The organism is Gluconacetobacter brunescens, from assembly GCF_048695475.1.
GTDB lineage: Bacteria > Pseudomonadota > Alphaproteobacteria > Acetobacterales > Acetobacteraceae > Gluconacetobacter.
Window position 1 is genome coordinate 348,965 of the sequence record NZ_JBLHEN010000003.1, and the last position, 12,530, is coordinate 361,494.

Consider the following 12,530-nt stretch of genomic DNA (forward strand, 5'->3'; position numbering starts at 1 on the left):
GACATCCGATATGTTGGGGAGGGTGGATGCCCTCTCCGGCAATCCGCCAGATATGGTGGATGTCCAGCTTCTGCTGGGGCAGATTCATCTGGACAAGGGGGACGTCTCGCGTGCGTTCGAGATGTTCGTAGCGGCTGCCCGGAGCGGGCAGCCACGCGCCCTGAACATGCTCGGCCGCGCCTATGAACGCGGTTGGGGTGTGGAGCGAAATATACCGCGTGCGCTTGAATATTTCGAAGCGGCGGCACGGGGAGGGGATGGTTGGGCGGAATTCAATCTGGGTGATTTGCATCTGGCCGGTGACGGCGTGCCGTGCGATATCGGTCGCGCTTATGAACATTACCTTCGTGCGGCCCGTCGGGGTATCGCCAAAGCCCTGAACATGCTTGGCCTGATGCATGAGGAGGGCCGCCCGCATGGACCGGACCCCGGCGGCGCACGTCTTTTCTACGAGGCGGCGGCAGAGGGGGGGGATTGCTGGGCATGCCTCAACATGGGGCGTCTCTGCCTGGATGGGAACGATCCTGATGAGGCTGTCCGGTGGTTCGAGCGTTCGTTGCCGCTTGGGTTTCCGCAATATTGGCGGGCATTGGAGACGGTTCTGGCGGGCGTGGGAGGAACGTGCTTTCAGCATATCCTCATCGACGCGCGCCAGCGCCTGAGCGCCCATATGACTACCTTCGATACATCACGTAGGCGTGAGCGAAATTGCTAACATTTTGTATCATGATTTGTATTTTTACTTCTGTTATGGAGAACAACACACGTTTTTTATGAAAGATAGTTGCTTATGTCTTCCGATTATTCTTCACCGGTATCCGGTGCCACTTCGTCTGGCCGGCCGCGGCGGCCATTCACGGTTTGCATGAACCGGTACGGAACACCACTGACCACGGGGTTCTTTCTCGTCTCCACGGTGACGGGTGTTGCCCTCTTTTTCCATTGGGGACCGGGGGCGTTTCACCCCATGCATGAATGGCTCAGCATGGTATTGCTGCTGCCTTTTGTTCTTCATCTTGTGAAGAACTGGAATTCTCTTTTGAATTACGCCCGTCGCGGGTGGCTGTATATTCCGTTTCTGATCGCACTGCTGGCGAGTGCGTATTTCTTCCTCGCGCCGTCATCGGGGAACAAGGGGGGCAACAGACAGGTTGCCTTCCGTGTGGTGAATCTGGTGACCAGGGCGCCGATCGGCCAAGTGGCACCTCTGTTCGGTGCGGATGCGCCGGAAGCGCTGCGTCGCCTGCATGCGCAGAATTTTATGGTGGATTCAGAGACGCTACCGATTGACGATATTGCCAGGGCGAATAACCGGACGACCAATGAGGTGCTCGCGGCCCTGATGCGGGAGCCGGGAGGAGAGCATGCGCGTGGTCATCGGGGCGGCGAGGCCGGTTCGGGGAATTAACGCTGGGGATACTGGAAAGGCGCCCTCGTGGCGTTCTCCTGCCGTCAGTCGTTGGACTGTCGGGCCGTCTTGACCTGATCCGTCGTCACGGTTTCCGGATAGTGATTGCCGAAATGCGTGCGAATATAAGAGGTGACCAGCACCATCTGCTGGTCACTCAGAATGGTGCGGAAAGGGGGCATGGCGCCTCGGCCATTGATGACCATCGTCAGGATATAGTCGGTGCTGCCGATTGCGGGATTGCCGGCCAAAGCCGGGATACGGCCGGCGCCGACCGCCCCTTTTGCATCGGCCATGTGGCATCCCTGGCATACGGTTGCATAGACCTGGGCGCCGGTTTTCGCCCCGGCGACGACATTGATGCCGCCGCCGCCCGGACCGGGCGCGTCGGCCCGGCATTGCGTCGCCAGCGCCATGCCGGACAGCATGGCCAGGGCGGAAGCGACGATCTGTTTTCTCATGTCTCAGGCCTCCTGTGCGCGTTTGTGCAGCCGGGTGATCGCGTCGATCGAGGACAGAAGGGCTCCCTCCATCCAGCAGCCGACATAGGATGCATGCTCGCCTGCCAGCACCACACGATCATCGACCGCGACGAGTGTCTGGTAATGTTTCTTCCGGGTTTCGTCCGTCCATTTGGCGCAGCAGCCCAGGGTCCATGGCACGCGGCTCCATGCGACGGAGGCGCCGTTCATGAAGTTCTTGCGATAGGCTTCGGGGTGGAAGATGCTCCCCTGCTTCATCGCGACCTCCACACGTTCGGTGGGGGACAGACCGGTCAGGCGGAGCGCGCTGTTGGCGTAGGCGAATGCGCCGAGCAAAACGCCGGGGCGGTTGCTGAAATAATCGTAGTTGGGATAGGAAATCAGCGAAATCTCCTGGTTGGTGAAGCTGTGCCCGCCATAGATATAGTCATCTTCCTCCCAGAAGCGGCGTCGCATTTCCAGGCCGACCTTGACCGCGCTGGTATAGGGCACGGCACTGATCGCTTCGCGTAACGGCGGGCTGAGATTGTTGCTGACCTGATTCAGGATGCCGAGCGGGATTGTGCAGACGCAATAATCCGCCTTCACCTCCTGCGTGGTTCCTGTTCCGGTGTCGGTATAGGTGACGGTTACACCGGTTCTGTCCTGCATCAGCCGGGTGACCTTGGCGCCGTAGGTCAGCATCGGGGCGACCTGTCGGGCAAAGGCCTTGCCGATCATGCCCATGCCGCCGACGGGCTGAAACATCGTTGTCTGGAATTCCTGGTTCATGAAGAACGCCATCTGTTTCCAGACCTGGCTGTCCAGGATGTCGTCGAGTGCGAACGGGTCTGATGCTTCGGGCGCGCCGTTCACGCCGCCGCCCGGCGGGCGGACGAAACCGCGATGTTCGGAGGAGGAGAGGCCCTTGGCATAGCGCATGCTCCGGTCCAGCGTCCCCCATTCGCGGAGGGCTTCCTTCAACCGGTCCAGATCCTCGGCCTTGATCTCGTCATCCAGCGCCTTCTTGTCGATTGCCTTGCCGAGCAGTTCGGCGACATGGCCTTCATAATCGGCGGCCAGGGCGTTGAAGCGCTGCGGCTTGCCGCCGAAGGCGTTCGTATTGTGGATGAACGTGTTGTGATTGTACTGGATGAACGGCTCCAGCGCGACCCCGAAGGCCCGGCAGTAATGCAGCAATGTCCTGTGATGGAAGGGAATGCGCCACGGCCCGGGATTGAGGTAGTTGCCAGGCTGGAAAGCGACATGCTGGGTGGCGCCGCCCAGTTCGGTATAGGTGTCGCCTCCATAGAGGGACCAGTTCCGCCCGCCGGCACGGTTCTGATATTCCAGGATCCGGACCTTGTAGCCGGCCTTGTCGAGTTCATGGGCCGCCAGCATGCCGGCCAGACCGCCGCCCAGAACGACGACCGAGGTTCCCGGCCGGGCGCCGGAAAGTTTGGGGGGGCCGGTAAACTGGGTTTCCGCGGCATGGCCCAGGGATGTCATGGCCTGATAGAGAATGCTGCTGCCGCCCATCACGCCGATGGCGGTCAGTAATTGCCGGCGTGTCGGTTTCGACGAAGGGTCGTGCATGGCGTCCAATGTCCTGTCGGATTCACAGAGTGGAGAAAACGGACGAACGGATTGGTGCCTATCATTCCTGAATTGAAATATTTTACAATATGGGACCCGGCGCCAAACAGGCTTTCAGAGCGGCATGGCAGGCCTTGCGTCGGATTGTCGACAGCACCTTATCTACAGGTGCTGGACCACCTGGTGCCGTTGGTTCAGTGCGCTCGTCTGAGGAACAGCAGCATGTTGCGCAGATGGTCGCCGGTGGAGGAGGGGGCGGACAACTGGTCCGAGAACTGCTGCAGGGCCGTCTGATAGGTTTGTGCCGTTGGGGCCGATGCGTGGTCCGTGTTGCGTTCGAGCCAGCTTGTGCTGGCGACGCCGGCCTGCTGGCGCAGATGAAAGAGAATTTCCGTGCAGATCTTCAGGTCTTCCGACCGGCGGAGCCCTTCGAGGCTGGTCTGCTGGCAGAGGATCTCGGCCTTGTTCGATGTGGTACCGGCCTCGCGGCGTGCCCGTTCGGTTTCCTCGCGGTTGCCGGCGCCGCTCGTAACGAGCGCGGCATAGCGCAGATTGGCCAGGAAAGCGCGGCTGACCAGGTTGGGAAGCGAGGCGGTGGATTTTTCCGGCCAGAGCAGGAGGCAGGCGGCCATGCCGACAAGGCTGCCGATGATGTTGTTTTCGGCGCGGGCAAAGCCAAGCAGCCAGCCGGTGTCGGACCCAAGGAGGTCGGTGACCAGCACGAAAAGCTGCGTCATGAAGGTGACGCACAACGTGTAGTTGACGCTGCGTAGCGCGATGGTGGTGGCCGACAGCGGGAAGATCAGGAGCAGGACCATCCATTTCGGGCACAGCGTGCCCGCGATGGCGGCGAGGATGCCGCCTGCGACGCTGCCAGCCACGCGCTCGATGGTGCGGGAAAGGGTGGTACTTCTGCCCGGTTGGGTGACGACGACGACGGCCATCATTGCCCAGTAGGCATAGGGCAGGTGAAAGGCGAGCGTAATGCCGAAGGCGGCCAGCACCGCGACGGACAGGCGGGCGGCATGGCGCACGAAGATCGGGCTGAGAGGCTGCGATGGCGTCGCCGGGGCGGATGGCGTGGTGCCGCGCCGGGGCTGGTCTTTGGCCAGCCACGCCGTTTGTAGATCGGTCAGGGCGGCGGCGTTCCAGGCGGCGGCACGGGCCGACAAGGCATTGGGGTGAGTCCCGAGGCGCGTGCAGGCGCGGATATAGAGGCTGAGACTGTCCGGAACAGGGCTGCCTTGCGGGATGTCTCGTGCGATGCGGCGAAGGGCGGCGGCGGTGACGCGGATGACGCGGGCGGTCTCGGGTGGCAATGGGGCGGAGAACGCGGCGTGTTCGAACGCGATCAGGGTGACGAAGATGCGGTCGGCGGCCTCGACAGCGGGAAGAAGGGTGGCGCGGGTCGGGCTGATCTGCGCGTCACCGGAGAGTTTTTCGACGGAGGAGCGGACCTGTTCTATCCGCCGCCGGATATCGCGGCGCCAGGTGCTGAGTTCCTTCTGCTGGGTGGGGAGGCTGGCCGTTTGAAGATGCGGCAGGCTGAGCAGGCGGAAGGCCATGCTGGCCTGTTCGCGAAACAGGGCGGCGCAGGCCTGCTTCTGCGGGGTGCTGGGATCGACGGGCCAGGCCAGCAGGCAGATCAGCATGGCCCACACCACGCCCAGGGAAAACAGGCCGGCGAGGGTAAGGGCGCCAATCGGAGTCTGGGGATAACAGACGGCGACGACGGCGACGATGGCGGCAAGCACGCTGACCTGGGTTGCCGCAGCCCCCCAGGCCCGGGCGAGCCCGCATAGCAACGCGCAGAGGCCGAGTCCGACGCAGGCAGCGGCGGTGTTGTATCCCGCCAGGGCGGAGATGATGCCGGTGATGACGGCGCCCGCCAGGCCGAAGGATGTCAGGGCTTTGATTCTGGGGCGGAGAAGGCCTCCAGGGTCTGCTAGGCTGGTCCAGAAAGCGGCGAAGGCGGACCATGCCATGAGGGGCATGTTGATATGCCACGCGACGAGCATGACGGTGCTTACCGCGACGCCCGCCCGCAATCCCTCGCGGATGGCGATCTGTTCCGGCGCGATGGCGATGGCACGCGCGCCCAGCCAGTGCGTGATGAGCGAGGGCATCACGCTGTGGGCCAGCGCCTTCAGAAAGCGTGGCTTGCGGGGTAGCGGGGGGAAGAGGCTGTTTTTCATCGGGCCGGCGCAGGGAGTAGACCACGGATGATATAACAAGAATTCAGGAAAAGAGGAGGGCTCGTTTCGAGCCCTTCCATGCCGAAAGATAGGGCCTCGTCAGGCTAGAGCATTTCCACCGAACACAGGTTCGGTAGAAAATCTCTAGTTTATTGTTTTTACGAGCATCTTCACCTGTTCGAACGCACACGTTCAAACAGGATCTGCTCTAGCGGACGTAATCCGGCTGTTCCCGATCCAGCTTGCGGCGCAGGGCGCGCCAGACCAGTTGACCCTGATCCGGGTCGCTCTCGAATTGTGCGCGGGTGCGCAGCAATTTATCTTCGGAGGGCAGGTGCAGCGGCGCACCGGTTGATTGCGCGGAGATCTGGATGCGGCACGCCTGTTCCAGATAATAGGTGCGATAGAACGCCTGGGCGACCGAGACACCGACTGTCAGCAGGCCGTGATTCTGGAGGATCAGGCCGATATTGTCGCCGAGGTCGCGGACCAGACGCTCGCGTTCGCTCAGATTGTCGTCCGCCGCGATGCCCTCGTAGGGATGGAAGCCGACGCGGCCGTGGAATTCGACATTGATCTGGTTGAACGGCAGGATTCCATGCTGCTGCGCGGCCACGGTCATGCCGGCCAGCGTGTGGGTGTGCATGACGCAGGCGGCGTCGGGGCGGCTGCGATGGACAGCGGAATGGATGACGAAGCCGGCGGGGTTCACCGGCCAGCTCGTCGGCTGTTTCGGCAGACCCTCGGCATCGACCACGACCAGAGAACTGGCCGTGATCTCCTCGAACAGCAGGCCGTACGGATTGACCAGGAATGTATGGCCAGGCCCGGGCAGGCGCACCGAGAGGTGGGTGTAGACAAGGTCCGTCATATCGAACAGCGCCAGTAGCCGGTAGGCGGCTGCCAGATCCTCGCGCAGGGACTGTTCGTCCTGTTCAGCCTGCTGGGGGGTGAATATCTGTGTGGTCATGCGTGCTAGTCTTCCGTTTGAAAGGCCCGAAGGTGGCGGTGCCGCGCGCGCCGGCCGGTAGTGCCAGTTCACCCCGTTCCACCTTGCGGACCAGATACTGATAGGTCTGCATGGCTTGAGACCACACGTGATCGCCGATCCTGATGGCTTCATATGCCTCGCCGCCCTTGTCGAACGCCGGCAGGGGGCGGATCTGGGTATGGTAGTCGCAGGCATAGAACAATGGAAAGGAATAGCGTTCGTCCTTCACGCTGCGTACGCGGTGCGCGGTGGCGACGAATATGCCGGCCGTCATGACTTCCAGCATGTCGCCGATATTGACCACGAACGCGCCGGGGATGGGGGGTGCGTCGATCCACTCCCCGTTGCCGTTCATGACTTCCAGTCCGGGTTGGTCGGCCAGCAGGATGGTAAAACATTCATAGTCGGTATGGGCGCCGATACCTGGCGCGTCATGCGCCGCGCCGTCATGGGGGTAATGAATCATCCGCAGTTTGGAGGGTGGGAATCGCGCCATGTCGTCGAATGCACTCTCCGGCAGGCCCAGCGCGAGCGCGAAACCCTGGAACAGCAGGCGCCCGAGGGCGAACACCGCGCGGTAATAGCCCTCGGCCCGTTCGCGAAACAATGGCAGGGTCGGCCAGTTGTTGGGGCCCAGCAGCGGCGTGCCGGACAACACCAGCGGGTTGTCGGCCGGAACCTCGTACCCGATATCGAAGGCTTCCTTATGGTCCGGGCGATCCTTGTTGTAGACTTCCTCGCCTTCCGGCACGAAACCCTTATGGGTCGCGGACGTGCCGATATAATACGTCATCTTGCGGTCCAGCGGCAGGGCGAAGAAATCTTTCGCGGCCGCGCGTACGCCGTCGATCAGGTCCTGTGGCACACGATGGCCGGAGATGTAGAGGAAACCCACGTTGCGGGCGGCATTGCCCAGCCTGTCCGCCACGCTCTGCCTGTCGGCCGGATCGGCGGAATACAGGCCGGCAATATCGATGACCGGAATGGTGGTGAAGGTTTCTCGCCGGGTGGTTGTGTCCGTCGTCATCTCAGATACCTCCTGGGGCCGGGTTGTTCTGCTGGAATGCGTCGAAATGCCGGCGTTCGGTCTCCGCGATCCATCGGTTCAGGTCCCACAGATCGGCCACCGGGGCGTTGGTGAAAGGCAGGGTATGCAGGTAGCCGTCCGGGCCACATTCCGGCGTCAGCGTCGTGACAGCGTAGCCGCGCCGGGCTTGTGCGGCCCACACCTGCGCCCAGACATGTTGGTGGAAAGCGAGGGCTGCCGCATATTCCGGCGCGCCGGGATGAGGCACCTGCGGGCCCTGATCGTAGCCGATCCGGGCCTGGACATGATGGACGCGAGCGATGAAGGCGCTGAAATCATCCAGCGGATCGTCCAGCAGCCGTTCGCATGTGACGACCCAGTGGCTGATATCCAGCGTGAACTGCGCATCCGGACACTGTTTCAACACCTCCAGTGCGATCCACGGTGAGGAGAGAATGCGCGAGCGGTGCGTTTCGAACACGCAGCACAATCCGGCCCGGTGCCCGATCTCGTGTGCCTGATTGATGAAATCGGCCTGCTGGGCCGGGTTCCAGCGGTCGTTGCCGCCCAGCACGTTGACGAAGCGGGGCTCCATGACGGACGCACGCTCCAGTGCGTGGCGGAGGTCGGCCAGATGGTCGGTCATGCTGGCGCTCTGGCGGGGAATGACGCTGCCGCCGGTCAGGGCTATGGCGATATAGGGCACGCCGTCCTGCCGCAGCTGGCGGCCCTTTTCGGCCGCATCCTGCGCGCTGTCAGGGATGCGTGCCTCGATTCCGTCGAAGGCTGCGGCGCGCATTTCCGCGATGACCTGCGGCCAGGGGCGGGCGTCGCCCCAGAGGGTCTTGAACACTGCGAGGTGCATCGCGGCCGCTTTTACCCCTGAGCCGGGTCACGGCCGACCCGGCGTGGCGTCTGGAAAGACGGTGCCTTGTTGTCGTCGCTGCCGGCGAATGAGCGGATGTTGCCGTGCGGGCATGGCATGGTGTTGCCCCCGATGGATCTGGCTTGCTGGGCCTCGCGCAGATGTCGGGTTCTCTGTGCGATCGTGGTGAGGCACAGGGAACCGGGTTGTGCGGTCATGAGGGCTTTCCCGTCGGGGAGGATCTTGTTCCCATTCAAGAACGAAAAGCAGACGGGGGTCGTTGAGGAGGTTTCAAAGTTTACTTTGCAGTCTTTCCTGTCTTGCCATTCGGGAGGCGGCCTGGTCTGCTTCGCGGTGCGGGCAGGTCAGTGGCGGATCATCTGTGCGAGGAAAGTTTGCGCCCTTTCGGTGCGCGGCGCGGCGAAGAATTCTTCGGGGGGCGCGATTTCCAGCACCGCGCCCCGGTCCATGAAAACGATGCGGTCGGCGATATGGCGGGCGAAGCCCATTTCATGGGTTACGCAGACTGTGGTGATTCCCTGCTCGGCCAGATCGCGCATGATGCCGACGATTCCGGAAATGGATTCCGGGTCGAGGGCGGCGGTGGGTTCGTCGAACAGGATGATCTCGGGGTTCATGCACAGGGCGCGGGCGATCGCGACACGCTGCTGTTGGCCACCCGAAAGCTGGATCGGGAATTTTTCCGCTTGCTCGGCGATATTGACCTGCGAGAGATAGCGGCGGGCCGTGGCCTCGGCATCGGATTTCGTGATACCCCGCACCAGGCGAGGCGCCAGCGTGCAATTGTCGAGGACGCTGAGATGGGGAAACAGATTATAGTTCTGGAACACCATGCCGACCGAGCCACGCAGCGCCGTGAGGTTCGTGCGGTCGTCAATGATGCGGCCATCGATCATCAGGATGCCGCTGTCATGCGGTTCGATACGGTTGAGGCAGCGGATGAAGGTGGATTTGCCCGATCCTGACGGGCCGAGCACGACGATCTTCTCGCCCTTGCGGACATCAAGATCGACCCGGTCGAGGGCGAGGTAATCCTTGTAGAACTTGCTCAATCCACGGATCGAGATCCGCGCGGTCGGGTCGGGGGAGGTGCTAAGCTGCATCGGCGGATGCCTTGTTGCGGTCGGCCCAGACGAAACGGCGTTCGATCCGCTTCTGCAGGAACAGGAAGAAGAAGACCATCGCCAGGTAATAGACCAGGGCGGCGGCATAATATTCGGTGAACTGGAACGTGCGGGCTACCTGGATCTGGGTTACGGCCAGTAGTTCCTGCAGCGAGATGACCGAGGCGAGTGAGGTCGTCTTCAGCAGGCTGATGAATTCGTTGATGGTGGGCGGCAGGGCGATGCGTAGCGCCTGCGGAAAGATGACGTGGCGGTATGTCTGCGCCGTCGTCATCCCCAGCGCGTCGGCGGCCAGGACCTGGCCCGGATCGACGGCGCGCAGCGCGGCACGGTTGATTTCCACCTGGTAGGCGGATTCATTGATTGACAGGGAGAGCCACGTTGCCAGGAACGGGGTGAACCAGTGTTCGCGGAAGATGGGGAAAAATTGCGGCAGGGCGTTCCAGATGAACAGCAGTTGCAGAAGCGTCGGAGCCCCGCGGAATACGGCGACATAGAGACCGAGCAGCCTCCTGATGATCGAATCCCGGCCGTTCAGCTTCATGGCCATGGGAATCGAGATGATGATGGCCGTCAGATGCGACAGAATAGCAATCAGCAGCGTCAGTGCGGCACCCTTGAGGAATGCGGTCGAGAACAGGGCGCTGAAGAAGGTGGCGAAATCGAAGCGCGATGGCGCTTTCTGGTTGATGAAGATGCTCTGATGGTCGCCCGAGACTCCCCATTTCTTTGCCATGGCGGTGATTTCGCCCTGTTGGGTCAGGTCGTCGATCGCTTTCTGCAAAAGTTCGGTGTCGTGCGCATTCTTGCGGATATAGACGGCGAACTGGTGAAAATCCGGATAGTCCGGCGTCAGGATGATCGTGACCTTTCCGCCCAGTTGCTTCTGCCGGTAGTAGAGTTCGACATCCTGACTGATGAAGGCATGGACACGCCCGATCAGGACCTGCTGCACCACCTGATCTTCCGTCGGGTATTGTTGCACGATGATCGGCGGCCGTCCGGCGGCGCGCAGGCGATCATTCTCCCGTTCGATCTGGGCGGCGTAACTGGTGCCGGACTGCACGGCGACGGTCTGGCCGGACAGATCGGCCATGTCGCGGATTTTCGGGGTGCCGACGCGGGCGACAGCTACCACGCTGGAATCCAGATAGGCCACCGCGTCATAATTCCGCAGCCGGCCCGCCTGTCGCAGGACGCCGCTGATGACCATGCCGCAGCGCTGGGCGGAGAGGCTGGGGAACAGCCCTTCGAAATCCATCGTCTGGGGAACGAGCGTGACATGCCAGTAGGCCGCGAGGCGTCTGGCGAGGTCGATATCCATCCCGGCCAGGGCATTGGTGTCGGACCCGTTGACGAACGTCATCGGTGGCAGGGTGGGGTTGGTGCAGAGCGTCAGTTGCCCGTTATGCACAAAGCCGGGGAGATCGTCGGCCTGCGCCCGCGCGGCCGCCAGCATGAAGGTCAGGGCGAACAGGGCCGCCGGGAGTATGCGGTGCCATGAAGCGGCGCGCCGTATGGGGCGGTCGGGAACCGGTGCACACCGGGATCCGGATAGAGCGAGGGCAGACAGGCAGGTGCTCGGCAAGCGGGTCCATCCTTCGTATGGTGGCATGAGGCGGAACGGCCACCGGAATCATAGGCGGAATGTTTCGGCTGGCGCCAGCCGGATCGGGACCTCCTATACACCATTTCGGTTGGTTTTTGATTTGCCAAAACCAAAAGAGAACTCCACGAGATTTAAATCGAGCATCTTGTATGCGCGGCTTAGAGAGGATGGAGAATAGGATTGGCCTCGCCTTACACTCGAGCGGAAGGAGTATGGGACATGACGTCGAATCGGTGGTTTATCGACAGCGAAACCGGCGAACTGTCGGATGTGCTCTTGTGCCCACCCGACAATTACATCTGGATACCGAGCAACGATATTGCGATCCAGACCATGGCGAAGGGTGTGCAGATCGATCGGGCCGCCTTGGCTGCGCAGTTCGGTGAACTGGTCTCGGCGCTCGAAGGGGCGGGGGCGGCCTGCCATTTCCTGAAGCCGCGCGCGGGCATGCCCTATCAGGTCTATACGCGCGACAGTTCGCAGACTACGCCCTGGGGCACGGTCGTCACCCGCATGATGCGCCCGGAGCGCAAGGCGGAAGAGGGGGAGATCCGTACGTTCTATCAGCCGGACGATATCTGGAAGAGTGCGACCCAGGGGCATATCGAGGGGGGGGATATCCATATCATCCGTCCGGGTCTGGTAGTCGTGGGCGTGACGGGTGGCCGCACGGACGAGGCTGGAGCGCGTGAGTTCCTGGGATGGTTCGAGGACGCCGGCTGGACGACGCGGATGATCCGCTTTCCGGAACATTTCCTGCACCTGGACGTCATTTTCACAATGGTGACGGAAAATCTGGCCATCGCGGCGACTGACGTGCTGGATGACGAGGATCTTGACTGGTTCCGCGCGCAGGGCATCCGGCTGCTGTCGGTCAGCTACAAAGAAGCGATGCGGGACATGGGCTGCAACGTGCTGGCACTCGGTCGCGAGCGGGTGGTGAGCCCGCGCCACTCGACGCGGATCAACGAGATGCTGCGGGCCGAGGGGTTGACCGTGATCGACCCCGAGTTGAACCAGTTCTCGCAGGGCGGCGGCAGCATCCATTGCATGACAATGCCGCTGCGGCGCGCTTCGCTGGCCACCGGCTGAGAATCGGGCCGGCAGCCCATGTGCCGCCGGAATGTGTGAAACAGCATCTTATAATGCAGACAGGCCCGCCCCCATGTGGGGGCGGGCCTGTGCTGTTTGTGTAGCGGCTTACCCGTCTATTATGCGCAGTCATCCATGGTG

General features: G+C 62.3%; 12 protein-coding genes. 3 read left to right on the top strand and 9 right to left on the bottom strand.

The genetic code is table 11. The features are described 5' to 3' along the window. Positions 1–10 precede the first annotated feature (10 nt). A complete protein-coding gene (locus ACMAUO_RS19715; RefSeq protein WP_420358599.1) occupies positions 11–715 on the top strand; it encodes a tetratricopeptide repeat protein in 705 nt (234 codons plus the stop codon). A gap of 270 nt (positions 716–985) precedes the next feature. After that, positions 986–1,408, top strand: coding sequence for a hypothetical protein (locus ACMAUO_RS19720; protein ID WP_420358600.1), 423 nt, complete (start codon positions 986–988; stop codon positions 1,406–1,408). Between the two features lie 44 nt (positions 1,409–1,452). Here the strand turns inward: ACMAUO_RS19720 and ACMAUO_RS19725 are convergent, their stop codons facing one another. The 9 genes from ACMAUO_RS19725 to ACMAUO_RS19765 form a co-directional block, all read right to left on the bottom strand. Continuing rightward, positions 1,453–1,869 carry a c-type cytochrome gene (locus tag ACMAUO_RS19725; RefSeq protein WP_420358601.1) on the bottom strand — a complete coding sequence of 139 codons (417 nt, stop codon included), beginning with the start codon at positions 1,867–1,869 and terminating at the stop codon, positions 1,453–1,455. A 3-nt stretch (positions 1,870–1,872) separates the two neighbouring features. Then, positions 1,873–3,465, bottom strand: a complete 1,593-nt coding sequence (locus tag ACMAUO_RS19730; protein ID WP_420358602.1) for a flavin monoamine oxidase family protein — start codon at positions 3,463–3,465, stop codon at positions 1,873–1,875. A gap of 194 nt (positions 3,466–3,659) precedes the next feature. Then, complete coding sequence (locus ACMAUO_RS19735) at positions 3,660–5,660, bottom strand: FUSC family protein (RefSeq protein ID WP_420358603.1); 2,001 nt, start codon at positions 5,658–5,660, stop codon at positions 3,660–3,662. A gap of 208 nt (positions 5,661–5,868) precedes the next feature. Next, positions 5,869–6,630, bottom strand: coding sequence for a class II aldolase/adducin family protein (locus ACMAUO_RS19740; RefSeq protein ID WP_420358604.1), 762 nt, complete (start codon positions 6,628–6,630; stop codon positions 5,869–5,871). Continuing rightward, positions 6,596–7,678 (bottom strand): isopenicillin N synthase family dioxygenase, encoded by a 1,083-nt coding sequence (locus ACMAUO_RS19745; RefSeq protein WP_420358605.1) that lies wholly within the window; start codon positions 7,676–7,678, stop codon positions 6,596–6,598. The genes ACMAUO_RS19740 and ACMAUO_RS19745 overlap by 35 nt, the downstream gene beginning before the upstream one ends. A gap of 1 nt (position 7,679) precedes the next feature. Beyond that, complete coding sequence (locus ACMAUO_RS19750) at positions 7,680–8,543, bottom strand: sugar phosphate isomerase/epimerase family protein (RefSeq protein ID WP_420358606.1); 864 nt, start codon at positions 8,541–8,543, stop codon at positions 7,680–7,682. A gap of 11 nt (positions 8,544–8,554) precedes the next feature. Then, positions 8,555–8,761 carry a hypothetical protein gene (locus tag ACMAUO_RS19755; protein ID WP_420358607.1) on the bottom strand — a complete coding sequence of 69 codons (207 nt, stop codon included), beginning with the start codon at positions 8,759–8,761 and terminating at the stop codon, positions 8,555–8,557. Positions 8,762–8,908: 147 nt separating this feature from the next. Next, positions 8,909–9,667, bottom strand: a complete 759-nt coding sequence (locus ACMAUO_RS19760) for an amino acid ABC transporter ATP-binding protein (protein ID WP_420358608.1) — start codon at positions 9,665–9,667, stop codon at positions 8,909–8,911. Further along, on the bottom strand, positions 9,657–11,147 hold the full coding sequence (locus tag ACMAUO_RS19765; protein WP_420358669.1) for an ABC transporter substrate-binding protein/permease: 1,491 nt from the start codon (positions 11,145–11,147) through the stop codon (positions 9,657–9,659). Before ACMAUO_RS19765 ends, ACMAUO_RS19760 begins: the two co-directional genes overlap by 11 nt. Positions 11,148–11,516: 369 nt before the next feature. On the opposite strand from ACMAUO_RS19765, the gene ACMAUO_RS19770 reads away from it, so the two are divergent. Continuing rightward, the gene (locus ACMAUO_RS19770; RefSeq protein ID WP_420358609.1) at positions 11,517–12,389 is read left to right on the top strand and encodes a dimethylarginine dimethylaminohydrolase family protein; all 873 of its coding nucleotides are present in this window, start codon (positions 11,517–11,519) and stop codon (positions 12,387–12,389) included. The last annotated feature ends 141 nt before the right edge of the window (positions 12,390–12,530 follow it).